This is a genomic window from Pseudomonas sp. B21-041 (assembly GCF_024748675.1).
Taxonomy (GTDB): Bacteria; Pseudomonadota; Gammaproteobacteria; order Pseudomonadales; family Pseudomonadaceae; genus Aquipseudomonas; species Aquipseudomonas neuropathica.
On record NZ_CP087175.1, the window covers coordinates 5,461,523 to 5,485,450 of the forward strand.

Genomic DNA, 23,928 nt, shown 5'->3' on the forward strand with positions numbered 1-23,928 from the left:
GGCGTCTTTTGCCCCGAGGCTTTTCAACGGGGCGCTCATCATAACAGGACGGCCCCGCCCAAGACAGCGGCCGTCATAGGGACGCAAGCCGCCATGCAAGTGAAACACCTGCTGCTGATCGCCATCCTCGCATTGACCGCTGCTTGCTCATCGAAGGAAGTCGTAGACGAAAACCTCAGCGAAGCCGAGCTGTATCAGCAGGCTCAGACTGACCTGGACAACAACAGCTACACCAGCGCCACAGCCAAGCTGAAGGCTCTGGAGTCGCGTTATCCGTTCGGTCGCTACGCCGATCAGGCACAGCTGGAGCTCATCTACGCCAACTATAAGAACGCCGAGCCGGAAGCAGCAAAATCCGCTGCCGAGCGTTTCATTCGTTTGCACCCGCAGCATCCGAACGTGGATTACGCGTACTACTTGAAAGGTCTGACGTCTTTCGACCAGGACGTCGGCCTGCTGGCGCGCTTCCTGCCGCTGGACATGACCAAGCGTGACCCGGGCGCCGCGCGCGACTCGTACAACGAGTTCGCCCAGCTGACCAGCCGCTACCCGAACAGCCGCTACGCGCCGGACGCCAAGCAGCGCATGATTTATCTGCGCAACCTGCTGGCCGCCTACGAAATCCACGTGGCTGACTACTACCTGACCCGTCAGGCTTACGTAGCCGCTGCCAACCGTGGTCGCTATGTAGTGGAAAACTTCCAGGAAACCCCATCGGTCGGCAACGGCCTGGCGGTGATGACTGAAGCCTACCAGCGTCTGCACCTGGACGACCTGGCAGCCACCAGTCTGGAAACCCTGAAGCTCAACTACCCGAACCACCCGAGCCTGCAAGACGGCCAGTTCGTGCCACGGGTTGCCGAAGCCGACAACCGTTCGTTCCTGAGCAAGGCGACTTTGGGTCTGATCGAGTCGCGTCCACCGCTGCCGCCGGGAGAAACCCGCGCCAACCAGGACGTGCAGAAGCAGTTCCAGGACGCGAAAGACGCGATTCCGAACGAGCTCAAGCCTAAAGACGAAAACGGCGACGTGATCGAAGAGCCAGAGCCTGAGTCGAGCAACACCGACCGCTCGTGGTTCAGCTACATGACTTTCGGCGTGTTCGACTGATCACACCGTTTGCACCGAAAAGGGAGATCTGCGGATCTCCCTTTTTTATTGCCGCGCGTTAATAGGCTGTGCGCTTGTCGGGAGCTTGGCTAAACTGCCGGATCATCAGTCGGAAAGCCGCTCATCATGCTTCGTTTATTGTTCTGGATCGTCGTGATTTTTGCCGCGATATGGTTGTGGCGTAAATTCAAGGCGCCTGCCGCGTCCAACCAATCCAACCGTGCCCCTCGCGAACAGGACGCCCCACCGATGGTGCGTTGCGCCCATTGCGGCGTGCATCTGCCGCGCGACCGCGCGCTGAGCGTGCAACAACAGTGGTATTGCAGCCAGGCTCACCTTGAGCAAGGCCCGGGTACCCGTGATCGCTGAGGCCACCCACGCCGACAGCAAACAGGCGCAGCGCCTGCTGCGCCTTTATCATCTCTACCGCTTGAGTATCGGCATCACGCTGGTGCTGCTGATCTCCAGCAACATGGACAACCGCCTGCTGACGTCGGCCAACGACGAATTGCTGCGCGCTGGCAGTTGGCTGTATCTGATCCTCAACATTCTGTTGGTGGTGTTCCTTGAGAACACCCGACGGCCAGCGCAGCTGTTCAGTCTGGCCCTCGTCGATGTCCTGCTTTTATGCGGTTTGTTCTTTGCTGCGGGCGGCGTCGGTAGTGCGCTGGGCAATTTGCTGATTGTCTCGGTGGCGATCAGCAACACCCTGCTACGGCGGCGCATCGGGCTATTGATCGCCGCCATCGGTGCGCTGGGCATCGTCGGCTCGAGCTTCCTGCTCGGCTTCAACCATCCCCTTAGCGCCAATGAATACTTGCAGGCCGGCACCCTCGGTGCGCTGTGCTTTGCCGCGTCGTTGCTGGTGCAGGGACTGATCCGCCGCCTCGAAGTCAGCGAAACCCTTGCCGAGCAACGTGCCAGTGAAGTGGTCAGCCTCGAAGCCCTCAACGCGCTGATCCTGCAACGCATGCGCACCGGCATTCTGGTGCTCGACGAGGCGCGGCGAGTGCAACTGGCCAATCACAGCGCGCAAACCCTGCTCGCGCAGTCGCACCTTCAGGGGCATTTGATCGATGACTATTCCACGGCGCTGGTCGATCGCCTGCAACTGTGGCTGAACAACCCGACCTTGCGCCCGCAGAGTCTGAAAATCCCCGGCAACGGCCTGGAACTGCAACCGAGCTTCATTGCCCTCGAACAAAGCCCCCACCAGCAAACCCTGGTATTTCTCGAAGACCTCGCGCAAATCGCCCAGCAAGCCCAGCAACTTAAGCTCGCCGCACTCGGGCGCTTGACCGCCGGCATCGCCCACGAGATCCGCAATCCGTTGGGCGCCATCAGTCACGCCGCGCAGCTATTGGCTGAGTCCGAGGAACTCGATAGCGCGGATCGGCGTCTGACGCAGATCATTCAAGACCACTCCCAGCGCATGAACCGAGTCATCGAAAACGTCCTGCAACTGTCTCGCCGCCAGCAAAGCGCGCCGCAACGCCTGGATCTCAAGCCATGGCTGGAAAACTTCGTTGTCGAAAGTCGTGAACAGGCCAGCGAACGCCAGCAGATTCACCTGCGGATCAATTCGGGAGATTTCACCACGCTGATGGACCCGAACCAGCTCACGCAAATTCTCGACAATCTGCTACGCAATGGCTGGCGCCACAGCGCCCTGCTGCATGATCAGGCCGAAGTCTGGCTCTCGTTGTTCAGTGATCCCGACAGCCAGTTGGCGGTCCTCGAAGTGCAGGACAACGGCCCCGGCGTGCCTGCCGATGAACAGACACATCTGTTCGAACCCTTCTTCACCACCAGCAGCCAGGGCACCGGCCTTGGGCTTTATCTGTCCCGTGAGCTGTGCGAAAGCAACCAAGCGCGCCTAGACTTTCAGTCACGCCAAGGCGGCGGTTGCTTTCGCATCACCTTTGCTCACGGACGGAAACAAAGTTGAATACGAGCCCACGGCAAAAAATTCTCATCGTCGACGACGAACCGGATATCCGCGAACTCCTGGAAATCACCCTGGGACGGATGAAGCTCGACACCTACAGCGCACGCAATCTGGCTGAAGCCCAGGCGCTGCTGAACCGCGAGAGTTTCGATCTGTGCCTGACCGACATGCGCCTGCCCGACGGTACGGGGCTGGAGCTGGTGCAGCACATTCAGCAACGTTATCCACAACTGCCGGTGGCGATGATCACCGCTTATGGCAGCCTGGAAACGGCCATCAACGCTTTGAAAGCAGGTGCTTTCGACTTCCTGACCAAACCGGTCGACCTTACGCGCCTGCGCGAACTGGTCGGCACAGCCCTGCGCATGCCGGCGGCGGGAGGCAGCTTTACCTCCATTGATCGGCGCTTGCTCGGCGATTCGCCACCGATGCGCATTCTGCGCAAGCAAATCGACAAACTCGCTCGCAGCCAGGCGCCGGTGTACATCAGTGGCGAGTCGGGCAGCGGCAAGGAACTGGTCGCGCGGCTGATCCATGAACAAGGGCCGCGCGCCGGCCAGCCGTTCGTGCCGGTGAACTGTGGGGCAATTCCTTCCGAGCTGATGGAAAGCGAATTCTTCGGACATCGCAAAGGCAGTTTCACCGGCGCGGTCGAGGACAAGCCCGGGTTGTTTCAGGCAGCCCATGGCGGTACGTTGTTTCTCGATGAAGTGGCGGACTTGCCGTTGTCGATGCAAGTCAAACTGCTGCGGGCGATTCAGGAAAAAGCCGTGCGCAGTGTCGGCGGCCAGCAGGAAAGCGTGGTCGATGTGCGGATTCTCTGCGCCACGCACAAGGATCTCGACGCGGAGGTGGCGGCCGAACGCTTCCGTCAGGATCTGTATTACCGCTTGAACGTGATCGAACTGCGCGTGCCGTCCCTGCGCGAAAGGCGTGATGATATTGAAGTGCTGGCGGCCAGTATGCTCAAGCGTTTGGCCAAGGACACCGGCCAGCCGGCAGCACGCTTGCATCCGCAGGCGTTGGAAGCGCTGAAGAATTACCGGTTTCCGGGGAATGTGCGGGAGTTGGAGAACGTGCTTGAGCGCGCGCACACCTTATGTGAAAACCGCACGATCGAGGCTGAAGATTTACGTCTGAGCGAAGGCAACTGCGCGGCGGATGGCGGGATTGCCGATCTGACCCAGATCGATAATCTGGAAGATTATCTGGAGAACGTCGAGAGGAAGCTGATCTTGCAGGCGCTGGAAGAAACGCGCTGGAATCGCACGGCGGCGGCGCAGCGGTTGAGTCTTTCGTTTCGTTCGATGCGCTATCGGCTGAAGAAACTGGGCCTGGATTGAGGGCCCCTTCGCGAGCAGGCTCACTCCCACAGTTGATCTTTGTCGGTCACAAAATCCAGTGTGGGAGCGAGCCTGCTCGCGAAAGCGATCTGCCAGGCTCAACAGATATATCTGACTAGATCCGGCCCTCGGGCGCATACGGCGCCGGATCAATAATCGGCGTCCTTCCCAGCATCACATCGGCAAACAACTGACACGACGCCGGCGCCAGCACCAGTCCATTGCGGTAATGCCCGCAGTTCAACCACAACCCGTCAAACCCCGGCACCCGGCCAATGTAGGGAATCCCCTCCGGCGAACCCGGACGCAACCCCGCCCAGTGCCCGACCACTTCGGCATCCGCCAGCGCCGGCAACAACTCAACCGCTGAAGCCTTCAGGCTTTCCAGGGCCACATCGGTCGGCGTCTTGTCGAAACCTTCGTGCTCCAGCGTGCTGCCGATCAGGATATGCCCGTCACGACGCGGAATCGCATAACGGCCCTTAGCCAATACCATGCTCGGCAAAAAGTCCGCCGCGCACTTGTAGAGAATCATCTGGCCTTTGACCGGTTCGACCGGCAGCGACAGGTCCAGCATCTTGAGCAGATCACCGCTCCACGCCCCTGCCGTCAGCACGACCTGATCGCCCTTGATTACACCCATCGATGTCTCGACTCCAATTACCTGCTCGCCCTCTTGGACAAAGCCGCTGACTTCGCACTGTTCGTGAATGGTCACGTTCGGTAATGCCTGCAGTGCAGCTTTCAGTGATTTGACTAGGCGCGGATTGCGCACGTTGGCGACATCGGCCATGTAGATCGCCCGCGAGAAACCGCCACCAAGCACCGGCACCGCATCATGCGCAGCCGAGATATCCACAGCCCTCAGCGGACGGTTCTCCCGCTCGGCCCAGGCCAGTGCTTCGGCTTCATCGTCCAGATCCAGCCAGTACAGGCCGGTGGTGTGCACTTCAGGATCCACTCCAGTGTCAGCGAACAATCGCTCGCCGAGCTGTGGATAAAAGTCCTGCGACCAGTGCGCTAGCGCCGTGACCGCCGGGCTATAACGCCACGGATACAACGGCGAAACGATACCGCCGCCGGCCCAAGACGATTCCTGGCCGAGGTTCGAACGATCGAGCAGCACCACACTGCGCACTTCGGAGGCGAGATTGTAGGCGGTCAGCAGGCCAATCACTCCGCCACCGACAATTACCACTTGCTGTTGCCTGGTCATGTTTGATCCAACCGTAAATAAGACAGTGGGCGCAAATGGCACCCGAAAGAAAGCGCCTCAGCGGCCCCAGCAATCCTTGGTGGTCAGCCCGGTGGTCGCGTTGTTCATGCTGCGGACACCGGTGTTGGTCAGGGTGAAATCCCCGCACTTGTCGGTGGCCATGGAGGTGCCCGTTTTACGGGTAGCGGTCAGCAGGAAGGTCTGGTCAGCGATGGTCGGGGTAATCGTGTAGAAATCATTACCCGTGCTCAGACCAGTGATGCCGGTGTAGACATTGTTCTTGGTGTAGAAACGCTCGAGGGTTTGCGCCTGCTCCGAGAGCAATCCCACCACTTCAGCGCGGCGGCCTTTTTTTACGTATTCGGTATAGCTCGGTGCGGCGATGGTGATGACGATACCGATGATCGCAATCACGATCATGATTTCGATCAGGGTGAAACCACGGTTGGATCTGCGCATGCCTCAAACTCTCACTTACTGTATTTGCCGCCACATGATACGACGACTGCCGCCGCCGCCCTTCTCCACAATGATCGTGATGGTGCCACTGGTGTCGGTCGTCCCCTTGCGCTTGCCATCGCTGGAGACGAAGTTCAGGGTCGGAATGCCACCGGTGAATATCACTCCGCTGGAGATCGAGTCATTGCTGTCGACCAAACCGTCAGAGCTGGTGTCCAGCACGGCGTAATTGAGCATCTTACCGCTGAACGCATCCAGTTCGACCAGTTTGCCGGTACCAAAACTCGCACAGGGATCAGTGGTATCAACACTCGCCGTGGTAAAGACAATACGGCCCAGCACGATACTCGCCTGATTGATCACCCGCTCGCCAGTCAGCACGTTGTTGTACACCAGCGGAAGATACCAGCCCTTCTCCCCCGGATAAGTCGTCTCATTTTGAGTTGTGGTCAGGAATTGCCCGGAGCTGCCGGAGAATGAACCGGTTATCGCCTGCGCCTGCAAACTGCTGACCGTGAGCTGTCCCGAGCCCCCATCGGCATCCCACACCGAGTAAAACGCCTGCAAATCCTTGTTGGCCTTGTCTGCAGTTTCGTTGAATTTACCGGTACCGGCGAAAATCTGTTTGCCACCCAATGAATTGTCCGCCAGCAATGGTTGCGCGGTGATCGGCTGACTCGCGCCGCCTGCCGTGGTGAACAGCGGCTTGCCGGAAAACGCCACGCCCCAGCTTTCAGGCGCAGTAGCACTGAGGTCGAACTTCCACAATCGCCCTCGCAAGTCACCGCCATAGGCAGCCTGCACCACATTTTGCGAATTGACCTTGAGCTTCACCGACGACAGACCGTTAGTGGTTTCCGAACTGTCGATTACGATTTTCTTGATCAGCGAACCATCGCGTACGTCCAGCACATACAACGCCGCCACGCCGGAGTTGCTGCCGTAACCGTTGGAAATGAACGCCGCCCAGCGACCATCGGCCAAGCGTGCCACTTCCGGCCGGGCGTAGGCATAACCCAGATCATTGAAAACATTGGCGGTGTTCGCAGTCGTTGGCCCACTCACTTCCCACAGCGCACGCATTACGTTGCCAGCCGAAGCGTCGAACAGTTGCAGCGCATAGAACGTCTTACCGCCGGCGCCGGTGCCGCCGATGGCCAAGGTTTTCCAAGCGCTGTTGAATTGCGCGTCATAAACCCCGACCGGGCCATCGACCAGAAACTTGTGGCTGACACCGTTGATGTAGCTCGGATCGGCAATCAGCCGCAGCGACGGCAATACACTCGACGGCATATAACCGTAACGCCGGGTGCCGTTGGCCGAGTTGATCACGTTGACGAAACCGTCGTTGGCATTTACCACCAGGCTTGCATTCATGTTCGCCGCTTTAGTGGTCAGGTAGGAGGAGTAAGAGGTATCGCCCGACAGGTCTGAGGCGGTTTTATCGGTAGGTGAAGCCAGCACCAATGGCGAATTGATGATGTCGCCCAATAACACGCTGCGTGACTTGAGCCCGGTTTTGTTTGTGCCCTTGCTCCACTCCACCAGGTCAATCCCGGTAATGCCGGTGGGCAGGCCCTGATTCAGCGTGGCCTGCTGTGCGGCGGAAAAATTTCCGTAGGTCAGCGTCACAGCGGCGTTGCTTGCGGTGTTCCAGGACTGATAGGTCGGTGCGGTCGCACCTGGCACGATTGTCGTGTCAGTGTTCCAGAGTGCTGTCGATGTATTAACGGTTCCGGTCGAGGTAAAGCCGAATGACTTGATCGTGCCGCGCCAGTCCTTGGGATCGTAAGTGGTCTGATAAAAGCTGCTGCCACTGCTGATCGTTGTCCCACTGACGGTGCCCGCCCCGCCGGAGCCGGCCTTGGAAGTGATATCGCTCAATGCCGAGGACAGCGCGTTGTTGAGACCCGTGCTGTCGGTGGCCTGATAGTACCGGCCTTGCCCGTAACTTGCCGCGTCAGAGAGCATGTCGTTGTCGGCGGTGAAGCCCACGGTATAGGTGTTCATGTTCTGCTTGGGAAAATCCACCGCGTTCCAACTCTTGCCCGCCGCGTCGGTACCGGTCGAGCGCATGTCGATATCGAAGGCGAACTTGGCGATGTCATCCAGATACAGCGTATCCCCTTCTTTGTCGCCATAGAGGTTGTTGCCGTCATTGCTGACACCGTCCCAGTTCGGTAACCGGCTGCCGCCCAATGGGTCGTTGCTCGAAAAGGTACGGTCGAAGGTCGGCAAGCCATCGGTTATCACCACGCCATAATTTTTCTGGCAGCGGTACTGGATCGGACTGGTGTAGGTCGCGGGCGTGCTGTTGTAGTAAGGCGCCATACCGCGCATGTAGCGGGTGATTTCATAGTAGGTTTCTGCCAACGGCGTGTTGGCCACGGCACTCAAACCATTGATCGATGAGATCAGCGCGTTGTAGTTGGTGTCTGCCTGCGCCTGCGTGACGCTCCCGGACACCGGCGCCAAGTCGCTGATCGAGCGGGCGATATAACCGCCATTACCAGAGTCGTTGTTGGTGACCGGGTTGAAAGTCGACAGACCAATACGCAAAGTGCGATTGCTGGTGACCAGCGCCGTCGACACGTTACGCGCAACGTTCATTCGGTAATCGTTGGGAATCGCCCCTGTGGTGAAGTCACGGGTGCCGTTGCTCGTAGCCAGGCCGACGATATAGGAAATGTAATCGGCGGAATATCGGGTGTTCTCATTGCCTACGGGGTCGGGCAGCTTCAGGCATAACGGCGCCACGCTGTTGTTGTAGAACGCATAGGCGCCGCCCGAGCACCCGGAGGTCGGCAGGCTCGATAGAAACACCGTGTCGCCGGTGATCTGCGGAGCATTGAGCGCAGAGCACAATCCCAGGAAGGCATTGCACTGCCGGGCGGGTGCACGGTTGATGTTCGGATCAAATCCGGCGGCGTAAATGATGCTGTTCATACTCCCCGAATCATCGATCAGCAGCATCACATTCGGTGGCACCGCTGCAGCACTCAACAGCGGCGAATCAGAGGGCGTGAATGCATAGACGGGCGTCGCCAGATACAAGCTCAGCAGCAGGCCGAGCAGCAGCGATGTGCAGCGTTCAATACTTCGCATAGACACTCTCCACCACACTGCGCGAGCTGCCGGCAATGCCGACAGCGGTGACGCGATACAACGTCGCCGAGGTGTTGCTCGGCACGTTGACGGCGGTCAGTGTGGTGCCGATGTTCTGCACACCATAGAAACCATTGCCGGCGGCGATCCAGGTCACCCCGGAGGTCGAGTTGAACCCCGCCGCACTGACCACCGACGACTCCGCCGGCGGTGCGCATTGGGTGGTGCCGCTGCACACGGCGAGCGAATAACTGTCCAGTTGCACAGAGCTCTCCCCAACACGCAGAGCCGCCTCGGCCGTCTGGAACGACTGATTGCGCAGGCTCACACTGCCGGCCATTTTTTCCTGCAGGTTGGCGCTTTGCATCGACGACAAACCAATCAGGGTCAACAACAGCAGGAATACCAGACTGACCAGCAACACCATGCCTTGCTGAGTCTGACGGGAGTGAAGAGAAATCCTCATCAGCGCGCCCTCACTGCAAGCGGTTGCGCAAAGCGGCAACCACGTTGAAGGTTTGATTGCGCACCCGATTGTTCGGATCGTTGAGGGTCAGGCTCAGCCGCACACTGCGAATGCGCGCCGGATCGGCGGGGTTGGCGCTGTAGGTCGAGGCCGCCACATCCGTCGCCGAACTGGCCAGACCAAACGTCACGTTGAATGCACTGACATTGTTCACCAACACCTGCTGGGTCGGTGTGCCGCTGCCGGTGCCCATGAGAATCTGATTGTTGCTGAAGCTGTAGATCAGACGCCGGATCGGGAACGCGATTTGCCCGCTCGCCGGGGAGCGCAAGCCGGTATAGGCCGTTGCGCTATTGCGGCAGTCGGAGAGCACCGTCCAGGTTGGCGTGCCCCCGCCGCTGCCGATATCGGCGGTCACCAGTGTCAGTTTCAGGTTGGCATTGTCCCAGTTGATCGGCATGACCTGCGCAGCGTTGAAGTCGCCCGCGGAGCTCGAATCGAGGATCGTGCCCAGACAGCCGAACATCCCGACCATGCGAATTTCCTGAATCATCTTGCTCAATACGAACCGCGCGTCTTCCTGCATCGCGGCGGCAGTGTTCTGGCTGACATAGGTATTTTTCGCCGCGATGAAAATCTGCACCACGCCAAGCACCACAATCAGCCCCAATGCCAAAGCGATAAGTAATTCGATCAGACCGAATCCACGGTTTTGCTGCTTCATGGCGTGGCCACCGGATCAACCGCAGCGCGGCTGGTCAGGATAAAACTGCGTTGAGCACTGGCGGTGTTGGCTGCCCGTGCGTCGCTCCAGTTGATGGTGATGGTGTAGACGCGCTGATTGAGGGTGATGCTGCCGGTGGCGGTCGGCCCGCCGAAATTGATGATGTTGGTCGAGAAGTCGTAGAGATCCTGATCACGCGCAACGCTCAAGTTGCCCGAAGTCGGCGGCGTGACGGTGTAGTCGGCGCCGGAATTGGCGCGGATGCGGTCCATCATGTCGTAGGCAATGAAACTGGCCTGACTGGTCATCCGTGAGCTGTCGGTGTATTTCAGCGCATTCAGTTGCACCGCTGCCGCGCCCAGCAGCCCGACCGTCAGAATCAGCAACGCGACCAGCACCTCGATCAGCGTCATGCCCTGCTGTACGTGTTGACTCCCTGCCCTCATCCGCAACTTCCACCCAATTGAATTCGTCCGTTCAAACACACATTCAGCGTCCTGCTTTGCGTTCCCAACGTGTAACTGATGGTCACCGCCGTCGACGGCGCTGCCAGACCACCGAGGTTATTGAAATCCAGTGCGGTCACTCCTGAGGGTAGCGTCAGAGTTGCGCCACTGCTCATCGCGGGAACAACCCGCAACACATTGGCCGAAGTGCCAGTACTGTCGTAAACCGACAACTCACTGGCCCAGACGCTGCCACCGGCGGTCGGGCGCAGACGCAGGGTAGTGCCTCGGTCGATGGCTTCGAGCCTGGCGAAGTTGATCGCCCGTTGCAGGTCACCCATCTCGGTATCAGCCTTACTGCCTTGTACCGAACGAGTGAACGCCGGCACCGCCAGAGTGATCAGGATCACGAAGATCGCGATCGCGACCAACAACTCGATCAGCGTGAAACCTTTTGTACGAAGATCCATCAATGCCCTCCGTTGCCGTCGGCTATACCTGCTTCTACACGCTAGAACATTCAACCGGCCCGCGTCGGTTGATTTGCCCTGCCCGGCGCACGGAGCGCGCCGTTCATCTCACTCCATGGAGGGAGTTTTCATGTCGCAACAGGGTTTCAGCCTGATAGAACTGCTTATGGGACTGGCGATTGGCGCAATTGTTCTGCTGCTGGTCAGTCCGGCGTTTGCCACGCTCAGAGAATCGAACCATCGGGATCAAGCGGCGCAATCGCTGCTCGATGGCCTTCGCAACGCCCGCACACTGGCCATCACGCGCAATCAGAGCGTGGTGATTCATGGCATCAACGGCGACTGGAGTCAGGGCTGGCGGATCATTCTGGATATCAGCGGCAAGGGGCAGAAAGACAGCAACAATCCACTGCTACAAGAAAGTGTGAGCGACACGCAGGTGCCAATTGTCGGCAATTGGTCGGTGAGTCGTTACGTACGCTTCAGCAGTCTGGGGCAACCGCTGATGCCCGGGCGGGCATTTCAGGCAGGGACATTACATGTCTGCTCGGCTCGCGAGCCGGTCAGCCAGCGTCAGATAGTACTGGCGGCGACCGGCCGTGTACGCCTGAACAGCCAAGAGACTGAGCAGGCGCTGTGCCACAAAAGCCAGCGTGTCAGATCGAACGCACGCGCAGCTCTTTAGGCATCGAGAACGTGATGTTCTCTTCGCGACCGGCCAGCTCATCGGCACCGGTGGCGCCCCAAGCCTGCAGTTGCTGAATCACGCCACGCACCAGTACTTCCGGCGCGGAGGCACCGGCGGTGATGCCGATACGCTCAACGCCATCGAACCAGCTCTTTTGCAGGTCTTCCGCGCCGTCAATCAGGTAGGCCGGTGTGGCCATGCGCTCGGCAAGCTCACGCAGACGGTTGGAGTTGGAGCTGTTCGGGCTGCCAACTACCAGCACCACGTCGCACTCGTCGGCCAGTTGCTTGACCGCGTCCTGACGGTTTTGCGTGGCGTAGCAGATGTCGTCCTTGCGCGGACCGCCGATGGCCGGGAAGCGCGTGCGCAATGCATCGATGACGCGACTGGTGTCGTCCATCGACAGCGTGGTCTGGGTCACGAAAGCCAGTTTATCCGGGTTCTGCACCTGCAGCTCGGCGACGTCTTTCTCGTCTTCGACGAGGTAAATCGCGCCGCCATTGCTGCCGTCATACTGGCCCATGGTGCCTTCGACTTCCGGGTGTCCGGCGTGGCCGATCAAAATGCACTCACGGCCATCGCGGCTGTATTTAGCCACCTCAATGTGCACCTTGGTCACCAGCGGGCAGGTGGCGTCGAACACTTTCAGGCCACGGCCGGCGGCTTCGGTGCGTACGGCCTGGGATACGCCGTGAGCACTGAAGATCACGATAACGTCGTCCGGCACCTGATCCAGCTCTTCGACGAAGATCGCCCCGCGGCTGCGCAGGTCTTCAACGACGAACTTGTTGTGCACCACCTCGTGACGCACGTAGATCGGCGGCCCGAAGACTTCCAGGGCGCGGTTGACGATTTCGATCGCCCGGTCCACGCCAGCGCAGAAGCCACGGGGGTTGGCGAGTTTGATTTGCATGCTGTGCCTCGTGTCTTGCGCGCGAAAACAATGAATAACCAACTGGGTGGGAGCGAGCTTGCTCGCTCCCACATTTTTACAGCGCTTTGACGGAAATGATTTCCACGTCAAAGGTCAGCGTCTTGCCCGCCAGCGGGTGGTTGAAGTCGATGGTCACTTGCGCGTCATCGAACTCTTTCACCACACCCGGCAACTCAGTATTGGCCGCATCGTTGAAGATCACCAGCAAACCCGGTGACAACTCCATGTCGACGAACTGCGAACGCGGGATGATCTGTACGTTCTGCGGGTTCGGCTGGCCGAAGGCGTTTTCCGGCTCGACGGTCAGCGTACGCTTGTCGCCAGCCTTGAAGCCGAACAGCGCCGCTTCGAAACCCGGCAGCAGGTTGCCGTCGCCGACCTTGAAGGTCGCCGGGGCTTTGTCGAACGTACTGTCGACGGTGTCGCCGTTCTCCAGGCGCAATGCAAAGTGCAAAGTGACTTCCGTGTTCTGGCCGATGCGTTGCTCAGCCAATACCTGTTCAGTCATGAACGGCTTCTCCGGTCTTTTTACTTTTGAACATATCCAGTGCCAACATCACCGCGCCAACGGTAATCGCGCTGTCAGCGAAGTTGAACGCCGGGAAGTACCAGCGGTTCTGCCAGTGCACCAGAATGAAATCGATCACATGGCCCAAGGCAATGCGGTCATACAGATTGCCCAGCGCACCACCTAGCACCAGCGCCAAAGCGACGGCCAGCCAGGTTTCGTTGCGGCCCAGGCGCTTGAGCCAGACCACCAGCACCGCACTGACCACAATCGCGATCAGGGCGAACAACCAGCGCTGCCAGCCGGAGCTGTCCGCCAGGAAGCTGAACGCCGCGCCGGTGTTGTAAGCCAGGGTCCAGCTGAAGTAATCGGGAATGATCACGATCTGCTGGAACATTTCGAGCCTGCCTTCGAAGTAGAACTTGCTGGCCTGGTCGATGACCAGAACCAGCAAACTCAACCACAGCCAGCTCAACCGTCCAAAACGGCCAACGGCATTAGGCATAGTGACGAACCTCGCCAGCGCCGCTGATGTTGTCGACGCAACGACCGCAGATTTCCGGATGCTCCGGGTTCACACCGACGTCTTCACGGCAGTGCCAGCAACGGGCGCATTTCGGGAAGGCCGATTTGACGATCTTCAGCTTCAGGCCGCTGACTTCAGTCACTACCGCGTCGGCCGGAGCCTGTACAAACGGTGCAACGCTGGCCGTCGAGGTGATCAAGACAAAGCGCAGTTCGTTGCTCAACTTGGCCAGGTCGGCGCTCAGGGCGTCTTCGGCGTACAGCGTCACTTCGGCTTGCAGGTTGCCACCGACAGCTTTCGCTGCGCGCTGGATTTCCATTTCTTTGTTGACCGCTACCTTGACCGCCATCACGCGCTCCCAGTAGTCGCGGCCCAGTTCAACGTCGGCCGGCAGTTCGGTCAAACCTTCGTACCAGGTGTTGAGCATCACCGATTCGTTACGCTCGCCCGGCAGGTATTCCCACAGTTCGTCGGCGGTGAAGGCGAGGATCGGCGCGATCCAGCGCACCAGCGCTTCGGAGATGTGGAACAGCGCGGTTTGCGCCGAACGGCGGGCCTTGCTGTTGGCGCCAGTGGTGTACTGACGGTCCTTGATGATGTCGAGGTAGAAACCGCCCAGCTCCTGCACGCAGAAGTTGTGGATCTTCGAATAGACGTTCCAGAAACGGTATTCACCGTAATGCTCTTGCAGCTCGCGTTGCAGCAGCAAGGTGCGGTCGACCGCCCAACGATCCAGCGCGAGCATTTCTTCGGCCGGCAGGATGTCGGTAGCCGGGTTGAAACCGCTCAGGTTCGAAAGCAGGAAACGCGCGGTGTTTCGGATACGACGATAAGCGTCCGCACTGCGTTGCAGGATCTGATCGGAAACCGCCATTTCACCGGAGTAGTCAGTCGAAGCAACCCACAGACGCATGATGTCGGCGCCCAGAGTATCGTTGACTTTCTGCGGCGCGATCACGTTGCCCAGCGACTTGGACATCTTGCGACCGGCTTCGTCGACGGTGAAACCGTGGGTCAGCAGTTCGCGATACGGCGCATGGTTGTCGATGGCGCAACCGGTCAGCAACGACGAGTGGAACCAGCCACGGTGCTGGTCGGAACCTTCCAGGTACAGATCGGCACGCGGGCCGCTCTCATGACCCATCGGGTGCGAACCGCGCAGGACGTGCCAGTGCGTGGTGCCCGAGTCGAACCAGACGTCGAGGGTGTCGCTGATCTTGTCGTACAGCGGCGCTTCGTCGCCGAGCAACTCGGCAGCGTCCATCTTGAACCAGGCTTCGATACCTTCGACTTCAACGCGCTTGGCCACTTCTTCCATCAGCTCGACGGTGCGTGGGTGCAGTTCGCCGCTTTCCTTGTTGAGGAAGAACGGGATCGGCACGCCCCAGTTGCGCTGACGCGAGATGCACCAGTCCGGACGGTTGGCGATCATCGAGTGCAGACGCGCCTGGCCCCAGGCCGGAACGAATTTGGTGTCTTCGATGGCTTTGAGCGAACGCACACGCAGGGTGTCACCGCTGGTTGGCTCTTTGTCCATGCCGATGAACCACTGCGCGGTGGCGCGGTAGATCAGCGGGGTCTTGTGGCGCCAGCAGTGCATGTAGCTGTGTTCGATGACGGTGGTGTGCAGCAGCGCACCGACTTCGGTCAGTTTGTCGACGATCGCCGGGTTGGCCTTCCAGATGAACTGGCCGCCGAAGAATTCCAGCGACGGCACGTACACGCCGTTGCTCTGCACTGGATTAAGGATGTCGTCGTTAACCATGCCGTACTTCTTGCAGGTCACGAAGTCATCCACGCCGTAGGCCGGAGCGGAGTGAACCACGCCGGTGCCAGCACCCAGTTCGACGTAGTCAGCCAGATACACCGGCGACAGACGGTCATAGAACGGATGACGGAAGTTGATCAGTTCCAGCTGTTTACCGGTGGTGGTCGCGATGACCGAGCCTTCGACGCCATAGCGCGTCAGGCAGGCTTCGACCAGCTCTTCAGCCAGTACCAGCAGCTTGTCGCCGATGTCGACCAGGGCGTAGTTGAATTCCGGGTGAACGTTCAGCGCCTGGTTGGCCGGGATGGTCCACGGGGTAGTGGTCCAGATCACGATCGAGGCAGGTTTGCTCAACGACGGCAGACCGAACGCAGCAGCCAGTTGGGCTTCGTCGGCGATCGGGAATGCTACGTCGATGGTCGATGACTTTTTGTTCTCGTACTCGACTTCCGCTTCAGCCAGGGCCGAGCCGCAGTCGAAGCACCAGTTCACAGGCTTGAGGCCCTTGAACACGAAACCGCCCTTGACGATTTCGGCGAGGGCGCGGATTTCACCGGCCTCGTTCTTGAAATCCATGGTCTTGTACGGGTTGGCCCAATCGCCCAGCACGCCGAGACGGATGAATTCGGACTTCTGCCCTTCGATTTGCTCGGTGGCGTAGGCACGGCACAGCTCGCGGGTCTTGTCCGCGCCCAGATTTTTGCCGTGGGTCACTTCAACCTTGTGCTCGATCGGCAGGCCGTGGCAGTCCCAACCCGGAACGTACGGCGCGTCGAAGCCCGACAGGGTCTTCGAGCGGATGATCATGTCCTTGAGAATCTTGTTCAGTGCGTGACCGATGTGGATCGTGCCGTTGGCATACGGAGGACCGTCGTGCAGAACGAACTTCGGACGATCCTTGCCAATCTCGCGCAACTTTCCGTACAGGCCAATACTGTCCCAGCGCTGCAGGATCTGCGGTTCGCGCTGTGGCAGGCCGGCCTTCATTGGGAAGGCGGTGTCCGGAAGGTTAAGCGTGGCTTTATAGTCGGTCATTTAAGGCTCTTCATTAGCGATGGGCGCTAGGTGCGGCTAGTGCACGGGCGGTGGCGACATCCGCATTGATCGCCGTTTTCAATGCCTCCAGGGAGGCGAAGCGCTGCTCTTCACGCAGCTTTTGGTGGAAAACCACCGTCAAACGCCGGTCATACAAATCGCCGGCAAAATCTAGAAGATGGACTTCAAGGTGGGCCTTGCCATCACCTTGTACCGTGGGCCGTACGCCGATATTAGCGACACCGGGCCAGGTCTTGCCGTCGATATCGACATTCACCAGATACACACCTGTGAACGGCACGCGACGACGTTTGAGTTGAATGTTGGCAGTGGGCGTACCCAGTTGCCGGGCCAGTTTCTGGCCGTGCAGCACGCGACCGGCAATGCGGTACGGGCGACCGAGCAAACGTTCGGCCAAGGCAAAATCGGCGGCAGCCAATGCATTACGCACCTGCGTACTGCTGACGCGAATGCCGTCCAGTTCGACGGTTTGCGCGGCTTCGACGGTAAAACCGTGCATCTGCCCGGCCTGCAGCAGGAAGTCGAAATCGCCGAGGCGGTCGCAACCGAAACGGAAATCGTCACCGACTTCCAGATGCTGCACGCCGAGACCATCAACGAGGATGGTGTCGACGAACTCACTGGCGCTGAGCTTGCTCAAGCGCTGGTTGAACGCCAGGCACAACACCCGGTCGACGCCTTCGGCAGCCAGCAATTGCAGCTTGTCGCGCAAGCGGGCCAGACGCGCCGGCGCGGTCTCGGGGGCAAAGAATTCCCGTGGCTGCGGCTCGAAAATCACCACGCAGCTGGGTACGCCCAACTCGAGCGCACGCTCACGCAGTCGGGCCAGGATAGCCTGGTGACCACGGTGAACACCGTCTAAGTTGCCAATAGTGGCGACGCAGCCCCGATGCTGGGGGCGCAAGTTGTGGAGGCCTCGAACCAGCTGCATAACGCGCTTCTTGCTCATAAAGTGGTCGATTATAACCACACCCGACGGTCGACGACAGGCAACACCGTAACGCAAAGTGAACGAGCCGACAAAACTGCCGGCCCGCGCCTGTTTATAAAGGGTAAAACCTCAGCTCAAGGCCTTGCGATTGAAATCACGCAAGCGGAAACCGAGCAACAGCAACATACCGAAATAGGACACCACGCCCGCCGCAACCAATGCGCCCAGACGCAGGAAGCGCTCAAGCATGTGCCCTTGATCCCACGCCGGCATGAAATGCATGCCAAGCAGCAACACTGCCGACATTACCGCCACCGCGATCACCAGTTTGAAACCAAACTTGGCCCAACCCGGCTGCGGCTGATACATCTGCTGTTTACGCAGTTGATAGAACAGCAGTCCGGCATTCAGGCAGGCACCGGCGCTGATCGCCAAGGCCAGACCGGCGTGAGCCAGAGGACCAATCAGCACCAGGTTGAACAACTGAGTGACGACCAGCGTGAAGATTGCGATTTTTACCGGTGTACGGATGTTCTGTTGCGCATAAAAGCCCGGAGCCAACACTTTGATCACAATAATCCCGAGCAGACCGACAGAGTAAGCAATCAATGCGCGCTGAGTCATTTCAGCGTCGAAGCCACTGAACTGACCGTACTGGAATAGCGAAACAGTCAGCGGCTCGGCGAGAATCCCCAACGCCAGCGCACAGGGCAGCACCAGCACAAAGCACAGGCGCAGGCCCCAATCGAGGATTCGCGAGTACTCATGGCGATCTTTGCTCGCGTAAGTTTTCGCCAGCGTCGGCAGCAGAATCGTGCCCAATGCCACGCCAAGCACACCCGAAGGCAGCTCCATCAAGCGATCGGCGTAATACATCCACGACACCGAGCCTGCGACCAGAAACGAGGCGAAGATGGTGTTGATGATCAGCGAGATCTGGCTGACCGACACGCCGAGAATCGCCGGCAGCATCTGCTTCATTACGCGCCAGACGCCGGTATCGCGCAGGTTCAGGCGCGGCAGCACCAGCATGCCGATCTTTTTCAGGTGCGGCAGCTGATAGAGCAACTGCGCCAGTCCACCGACCAGTACCGCCCAGCCCAGCGCCATCACCGGCGGATCGAAGTACGGCGTGAGGAACAGCGAAAACACGATCATGCTGACGTTGAGCAACGTCGGCACAAAGGCCGGCACCGAGAAACGGTTCCAGGTATTGAGAATCGCGCCCGCCAGTGAGGACAGGGAGATCAGCAATATATAGGGGAACGTCACCCGCAACAGATCGGAGGTGAGCTGGAATTTTTCCGGCGTATCGGTAAAACCCGGGGCCGTCGCCCAGATCACCCAGGGCGCAGCGATCATGCCCAGCGCCGTCACTACCGCCAATACCAGCGTCAGCAGACCCGACACATAGGCAATAAAGGTTCGGGTCGCCTCTTCACCCTTCTGGCTTTTGTATTCAGCGAGAATCGGCACGAATGCCTGCGAGAAAGCGCCCTCAGCGAAGATACGCCGCAGCAGATTGGGCAGTTTGAAGGCAATAAAGAAGGCATCCGTCGCCATCCCGGCGCCGAATGTGCGAGCAATCAACGTGTCACGAACAAAGCCCAGAATCCGGGAAAGCATCGTGATAGAGCTGACGGCGGCCAACGATTTGAGCAGATTCATTGAGGGAATTTGTGCCTGTCGATAAACAGCAGGCGAACAAAGCGCCTACTTGTGCGATACTCCGCGCCGCAGCAGCACAGAGCCAAAGCTCGCGAGTTTACAGGTCAAGCGCCGGAAATAAATATCCCGCCTCTTTATACCTACCACTTAGCGGAACGTTTCAAGTGCCCTTGACAAGACTTCAACTCATCGGCATGATTCGCGGCCTATTTTGTTTGCTATTTCCTAAAAAGTCTTTCGAGGAGCTCGACGGTGGCCAACTCACCTTCCGCCAAAAAACGTGCAAAACAGGCTGAGAAGCGTCGCAGCCACAACGCCAGCCTGCGTTCCATGGTTCGCACCTACATCAAGAATGTAGTTAAAGCCATCGACGCAAAAGACGCTGAAAAAGCTCAAGCTGCATACGTTCTGGCTGTGCCAGTTATCGACCGTATGGCCGATAAAGGCATCATCCACAAGAACAAGGCTGCTCGCCATAAGAGCCGCCTGAATGGCCACGTCAAAGCGCTGAAAGAAGCTGCTTAATCCGACGTAGTCATTAAAAAACCGACCTTAGGGTCGGTTTTTTAATGCCTGTGATTTAGCAAATACAGCGCAAAAAAAAATGTAGGAGTGAGCCTGCTCCGGGCGGCGTTCCGACGATGGCAGTGTGTCAGTCAGCAAATACATATCTGACGCAGGCTCACTCCTACAGTTGGATTTGCGGTGTTATTGCTGGACGGGTACCCACGGCAGGATCGGGATCGCGGTCACGGCATTCTGCGGACTGCCTTCGATCAAGCGATCGCTGTAGACCAGATACACCAGCGTATTGCGCTTCTTGTCCAGGAATCGCACCACCTGCATGGTCTTGAATACCAGCGAAGTGCGCTCCTTGAACACCTCATCACCATCCTTCAGATCACCCTTGAACTTGATCGGGCCGACCTGACGGCAAGCGATCGACGCTTCTGCGCGATCCTCAGCCAGACCCAGGCCACCCTTCACACCGCCGGTCTTGGCGCGCGACAGGTAGCAGGTCACCCCCTCAACTTTCGGATCATCGAAAGCCTCGACCACAATGCGGTCGTTCGGACCGACAAACTTGAACACCGTCGACACCTGACCGATTTCCTCGGCCGAGGCCAGCAATGGCATCGCCATCAGCAAGCCCAACAATCCTTTCGCTAAACGCATCGAATTTTCCTTAGACCAGAATCAGGTTGTCACGGTGAACCAGTTCAGGCTCCGCCATGTAACCGAGCAAACCGACAATCGCATCCGACGACTGACCGATAATTTTTTGTGCTTCCAGCGCGCTGTAGTTAGCCAGGCCTCGGGCAATCTCACGACCATCGGGCGCCACGCAGACGACCATTTCACCGCGACGGAAACTGCCCTGCACCAACTTCACACCTACCGGCAGCAAACTTTTATTGCCCTGTGACAGCGCCGACACCGCACCATCATCCAACACCAACGTGCCGCGAGTCTGCAGATGCCCGGCCAGCCATTGCTTGCGTGCCGCGAGCATGCCGCGCTCAGGCGACAGCAACGTACCGATACGCTCACCCGCCTTCAGGCGATCAAGCACACGCTCAAGACGCCCACCAACAATGATGGTGTGCGCACCGGAACGCGCAGCCAGTCGCGCCGCTCGCAACTTGGTCTGCATACCGCCACGCCCCAGCGCACCACCCGTGCCGCCCGCTACCGCATCGAGACTCGGATCATCAGCGCGCGCTTCGTAAATCAGCTGCGCCTCGGGATTGTTGCGCGGATCGGCGTCAAACATGCCATCGCGGTCGGTCAGGATCACCAGCAGATCCGCCTCGACCAGGTTGGCCACCAGCGCCGCGAGCGTGTCGTTGTCGCCGAAACGGATTTCGTCGGTGACCACGGTGTCGTTTTCGTTGATCACCGGGATGACTTTCAGCTCGACCAATGCGCGCAAAGTGCTGCGGGCGTTGAGGTAGCGCTTGCGGTCGGACAAATCGTCATGCGTCAGCAGAATCTGCGCAGTGTGCCGGCCATGCTCGGCGAAGCTCGATTCCCACGCCTGCACCAAGCCCATCTGACCAATTGCCGCAGCCGCCTGGAGCTCATGCATCGCACTGGGTCGTGCGGTCCAGCCCAAACGGCTCATGCCGGCCGCTACCGCCCCGGAGGACACCAGCACCAACTCGACGCCAGCCTCATGCAAGGCCACCATCTGCTCCACCCAGACACTCATTGCCGCGCGATCCAGCCCTTTGCCATCAGCTGTCAGCAAAGCGCTGCCGATCTTCACGACCCAACGCTGCGCACCTGTCACCTTGCTCCGCATCATCTTCAACCTTAGCTTGAGGGCAACGCGACCCAGCGCCGCCCATGACGTTATTTGTGACTTGCGATTTCCAGATACTAAAACGCCGCTCGATTGAGCGGCGCCTTAGAAAAACGGCTTGCAGCGATGATAACACCGCCCTGAGATGAAGACTCAGCACACACCAGCGATCTTCTAAAGGTCAAAAGATCGCAGCCTGCGGCAGCGCCTACCCAACGAATCAGTCACGCACGTAAATGATTTCCGGACCGTCTTCGTCATCCACATCTTCTTCGTCCCAATCATCGTCGCCGATGTCATGGACCGACTTCACGCCGCTGCGACGCAGGGCACGCTTGTCATCCAGCGCCTGCAGCTGCGCACGGGCTTCGTCTTCGATGCGCTGATCGAGGTCGGCCAGCTCTTCCTTGTAAGCCGGGTCATTGGCCAAGCGATCGGCGCGATCTTCCATGTAACGCATGATGTCGTGGCACAGACGCTCGGTACCGATCTTGGCGATCGCCGAGATCACGTAGACCGGGCCAGTCCACTCCAGGCGATCAACGATTTCCTTGACGCGCTCATCGTGCTCTTCTTCAAGGATCTGGTCGCACTTGTTCAGCACCAGCCAGCGATCACGCTCGGCCAGGGACGGACTGAACTTGATCAGTTCGTTGACGATCACTTCAGCGGCATCCGGCGCGCTGGAATCATCAAGCGGCGCCATATCGACGAGGTGCAGCAACAGACGCGTACGCGCCAAGTGCTTGAGGAAGCGAATGCCCAGGCCAGCACCGTCGGAAGCGCCTTCGATCAGACCCGGAATATCGGCAATGACAAAGCTCTTCCAGCGATCGACGCTGACCACACCGAGGTTTGGCACCAGCGTGGTGAACGGGTAGTCGGCGACTTTCGGCTTGGCCGCAGAAACGGAACGGATAAAGGTACTTTTACCGGCGTTCGGCAAGCCCAGCAGACCGACGTCAGCCAGTACTTTCATTTCCAGTTTCAGGTCGCGCTGCTCACCCGGCTTACCCGGCGTGGTCTGACGCGGCGCCCGGTTGGTACTGGATTTGAAACGGGTGTTACCCAGACCGTGCCAACCACCCTGCACTACCATCAGTTTCTGGCCAGCCTTGGTCAGGTCACCAATCACTTCCTGAGTAGCAGAGTCGATCACCGTAGTGCCGACCGGCACGCGCAGGATCAGGTCTTCACCTTTTTTACCGGTGCAGTCGGTGCTGCCGCCGTTAGAGCCACGCTCGGCATCGAAGTGCCGGGTGTAACGGTAGTCGACCAGAGTGTTGAGGTTTTCGTCAGCCATCATGTAGATGGAACCGCCGTCACCACCATCACCGCCGTTCGGGCCACCGTTTTCGATGAATTTTTCCCGACGGAAACTCATGGCGCCATTGCCGCCGTCACCAGCCTTTACGCGAATCGATACTTCATCAACAAACTTCATAACCAACGCCTCTCGCCGTACGGACGAGCCGAAAAACAATCAAGACATAAGACTCTTGCAAAAATGAGCGCAGCGACCCCAAAACACGACCTGCATCGCACGCCGACAGCCCATACAAACAGTTTTGCAAGAGACTCACCCCACAAACGAAAAAGCCCCGTCGCGAGACAGGGCTTTTCCAGCGATCGCGCAATTAAGCTGCGACAACGCTCACGTAACGGCGGTTGAACGCGCCTTTTACTTCAAACTTGATCACGCCTTCGATTTTCGCGAAGAGGGTGTGATCCTTACCCATGCCAACGCCGTAACCAGCGTGGAATTGGGTGCCGCGCTGACGCACGATGATGTTGCCCGGAATGATTTTCTGGCCGCCATACATCTTAACGCCAAGGCGTTTGGCTTCTGAGTCGCGACCGTTACGGGTACTACCACCAGCTTTTTTGTGTGCCATGAGTCAATTCTCCTAGTGAGGAATTAGGCTGAAATTAAGCCTGAATACCGGTGATTTTGATCTCGGTGTACCACTGGCGGTGGCCCATACGCTTCATGTGGTGCTTACGGCGACGGAACTTGATGATGCGGACTTTATCGTGACGACCTTGGGAGATCACTTCAGCCACAACGGTAGCGCCAGCAACAACTGGAGCGCCGATATTCACGTCGTCGCCATTGGCAACCAACAGAACGCGATCAAAGGTAACGGATTCGCCGGTAGCGATTTCCAGTTTTTCGATCTTCAGGTATTCACCCGGGGCGACTTTGTACTGCTTGCCGCCAGTAACGATTACTGCATAAGACATGGTATTTCTCCGA

The 23,928-nt window shown here is 58.8% G+C and carries 24 protein-coding genes; 6 read left to right on the forward strand and 18 right to left on the reverse strand.

Annotated features, from left to right (window positions below; all coding sequences use genetic code 11):
- Window positions 1-93 precede the first annotated feature (93 nt).
- The 4 genes from LOY43_RS24285 (at window position 94) to LOY43_RS24300 (ending at window position 4,401) form a co-directional block, all read left to right on the forward strand.
- Entirely contained in the window at window positions 94-1,110 is a 1,017-nt protein-coding gene (locus tag LOY43_RS24285) for an outer membrane protein assembly factor BamD (RefSeq protein WP_258708833.1), read from the forward strand.
- A 126-nt stretch (window positions 1,111-1,236) separates the two neighbouring features.
- Window positions 1,237-1,479: a PP0621 family protein gene (locus LOY43_RS24290; protein ID WP_093434843.1), complete on the forward strand. Its 243-nt coding sequence runs from the start codon at window positions 1,237-1,239 to the stop codon at window positions 1,477-1,479.
- Window positions 1,469-3,058: a PAS domain-containing sensor histidine kinase gene (locus LOY43_RS24295; RefSeq protein WP_095125453.1), complete on the forward strand. Its 1,590-nt coding sequence runs from the start codon at window positions 1,469-1,471 to the stop codon at window positions 3,056-3,058. The genes LOY43_RS24290 and LOY43_RS24295 overlap by 11 nt, the downstream gene beginning before the upstream one ends.
- Entirely contained in the window at window positions 3,055-4,401 is a 1,347-nt protein-coding gene (locus tag LOY43_RS24300) for a sigma-54 dependent transcriptional regulator (protein WP_220557010.1), read from the forward strand. The genes LOY43_RS24295 and LOY43_RS24300 overlap by 4 nt, the downstream gene beginning before the upstream one ends.
- Before the next feature lie 115 nt (window positions 4,402-4,516).
- On the opposite strand, the gene thiO is transcribed toward LOY43_RS24300, so the two are convergent.
- Genes thiO through LOY43_RS24335 form a run of 7 tightly spaced genes read right to left on the reverse strand, consistent with a single transcriptional unit; the run spans window position 4,517 to window position 11,287 of the window.
- A complete protein-coding gene (gene thiO, locus LOY43_RS24305; protein ID WP_095125454.1) occupies window positions 4,517-5,617 on the reverse strand; it encodes a glycine oxidase ThiO in 1,101 nt (366 codons plus the stop codon).
- 57 nt (window positions 5,618-5,674) lie between these two features.
- Window positions 5,675-6,076, reverse strand: coding sequence for a type IV pilin protein (locus tag LOY43_RS24310; protein WP_258708834.1), 402 nt, complete (start codon window positions 6,074-6,076; stop codon window positions 5,675-5,677).
- A gap of 15 nt (window positions 6,077-6,091) precedes the next feature.
- Window positions 6,092-9,181 carry a pilus assembly protein gene (locus LOY43_RS24315; RefSeq protein ID WP_258708835.1) on the reverse strand — a complete coding sequence of 1,030 codons (3,090 nt, stop codon included), beginning with the start codon at window positions 9,179-9,181 and terminating at the stop codon, window positions 6,092-6,094.
- The gene (locus tag LOY43_RS24320) at window positions 9,168-9,647 is read right to left on the reverse strand and encodes a PilX N-terminal domain-containing pilus assembly protein (protein ID WP_258708836.1); all 480 of its coding nucleotides are present in this window, start codon (window positions 9,645-9,647) and stop codon (window positions 9,168-9,170) included. The genes LOY43_RS24315 and LOY43_RS24320 overlap by 14 nt, the downstream gene beginning before the upstream one ends.
- A gap of 10 nt (window positions 9,648-9,657) precedes the next feature.
- Window positions 9,658-10,371, reverse strand: coding sequence for a PilW family protein (locus LOY43_RS24325; RefSeq protein WP_095048698.1), 714 nt, complete (start codon window positions 10,369-10,371; stop codon window positions 9,658-9,660).
- Window positions 10,368-10,817 carry a type IV pilus modification protein PilV gene (pilV, locus tag LOY43_RS24330; protein ID WP_095048699.1) on the reverse strand — a complete coding sequence of 150 codons (450 nt, stop codon included), beginning with the start codon at window positions 10,815-10,817 and terminating at the stop codon, window positions 10,368-10,370. The genes LOY43_RS24325 and pilV overlap by 4 nt, the downstream gene beginning before the upstream one ends.
- A complete protein-coding gene (locus LOY43_RS24335) occupies window positions 10,814-11,287 on the reverse strand; it encodes a GspH/FimT family pseudopilin (protein ID WP_095048700.1) in 474 nt (157 codons plus the stop codon). Before LOY43_RS24335 ends, pilV begins: the two co-directional genes overlap by 4 nt.
- A 130-nt stretch (window positions 11,288-11,417) precedes the next feature.
- Here LOY43_RS24335 and LOY43_RS24340 point away from each other — a divergent pair, with 130 nt between their 5' ends.
- Entirely contained in the window at window positions 11,418-11,972 is a 555-nt protein-coding gene (locus tag LOY43_RS24340; protein ID WP_095048701.1) for a GspH/FimT family pseudopilin, read from the forward strand.
- Here LOY43_RS24340 and ispH read toward each other — a convergent pair.
- The 6 genes from ispH to murJ form a co-directional block, all read right to left on the reverse strand.
- Window positions 11,944-12,888 carry a 4-hydroxy-3-methylbut-2-enyl diphosphate reductase gene (gene ispH / locus LOY43_RS24345; protein ID WP_095048702.1) on the reverse strand — a complete coding sequence of 315 codons (945 nt, stop codon included), beginning with the start codon at window positions 12,886-12,888 and terminating at the stop codon, window positions 11,944-11,946. The genes LOY43_RS24340 and ispH overlap by 29 nt on opposite strands.
- A gap of 76 nt (window positions 12,889-12,964) precedes the next feature.
- Entirely contained in the window at window positions 12,965-13,402 is a 438-nt protein-coding gene (fkpB, locus tag LOY43_RS24350; protein WP_177409248.1) for an FKBP-type peptidyl-prolyl cis-trans isomerase, read from the reverse strand.
- A gap of 7 nt (window positions 13,403-13,409) precedes the next feature.
- Window positions 13,410-13,922 (reverse strand): signal peptidase II, encoded by a 513-nt coding sequence (gene lspA, locus LOY43_RS24355; RefSeq protein ID WP_095048703.1) that lies wholly within the window; start codon window positions 13,920-13,922, stop codon window positions 13,410-13,412.
- Complete coding sequence (ileS, locus tag LOY43_RS24360; protein WP_258708837.1) at window positions 13,915-16,746, reverse strand: isoleucine--tRNA ligase; 2,832 nt, start codon at window positions 16,744-16,746, stop codon at window positions 13,915-13,917. The genes lspA and ileS overlap by 8 nt, the downstream gene beginning before the upstream one ends.
- 13 nt (window positions 16,747-16,759) lie before the next feature.
- Entirely contained in the window at window positions 16,760-17,698 is a 939-nt protein-coding gene (gene ribF / locus LOY43_RS24365; protein WP_258708838.1) for a bifunctional riboflavin kinase/FAD synthetase, read from the reverse strand.
- A gap of 129 nt (window positions 17,699-17,827) precedes the next feature.
- A complete protein-coding gene (gene murJ / locus LOY43_RS24370) occupies window positions 17,828-19,366 on the reverse strand; it encodes a murein biosynthesis integral membrane protein MurJ (protein ID WP_095048705.1) in 1,539 nt (512 codons plus the stop codon).
- Between the two features lie 252 nt (window positions 19,367-19,618).
- Here murJ and rpsT point away from each other — a divergent pair, with 252 nt between their 5' ends.
- Window positions 19,619-19,891: a 30S ribosomal protein S20 gene (gene rpsT, locus LOY43_RS24375; protein WP_003228351.1), complete on the forward strand. Its 273-nt coding sequence runs from the start codon at window positions 19,619-19,621 to the stop codon at window positions 19,889-19,891.
- 183 nt (window positions 19,892-20,074) lie between these two features.
- On the opposite strand, the gene LOY43_RS24380 is transcribed toward rpsT, so the two are convergent.
- The 5 genes from LOY43_RS24380 to rplU form a co-directional block, all read right to left on the reverse strand.
- Window positions 20,075-20,542: a CreA family protein gene (locus tag LOY43_RS24380; RefSeq protein ID WP_007909822.1), complete on the reverse strand. Its 468-nt coding sequence runs from the start codon at window positions 20,540-20,542 to the stop codon at window positions 20,075-20,077.
- Window positions 20,543-20,552: 10 nt separating this feature from the next.
- Window positions 20,553-21,671, reverse strand: a complete 1,119-nt coding sequence (gene proB / locus LOY43_RS24385; RefSeq protein ID WP_042561149.1) for a glutamate 5-kinase — start codon at window positions 21,669-21,671, stop codon at window positions 20,553-20,555.
- A gap of 220 nt (window positions 21,672-21,891) precedes the next feature.
- Window positions 21,892-23,115 carry an Obg family GTPase CgtA gene (cgtA, locus tag LOY43_RS24390; RefSeq protein ID WP_016986202.1) on the reverse strand — a complete coding sequence of 408 codons (1,224 nt, stop codon included), beginning with the start codon at window positions 23,113-23,115 and terminating at the stop codon, window positions 21,892-21,894.
- Between the two features lie 193 nt (window positions 23,116-23,308).
- Entirely contained in the window at window positions 23,309-23,566 is a 258-nt protein-coding gene (gene rpmA, locus LOY43_RS24395; protein ID WP_003176049.1) for a 50S ribosomal protein L27, read from the reverse strand.
- A gap of 34 nt (window positions 23,567-23,600) precedes the next feature.
- Complete coding sequence (rplU, locus tag LOY43_RS24400) at window positions 23,601-23,915, reverse strand: 50S ribosomal protein L21 (RefSeq protein WP_003176051.1); 315 nt, start codon at window positions 23,913-23,915, stop codon at window positions 23,601-23,603.
- Window positions 23,916-23,928 lie beyond the last annotated feature (13 nt).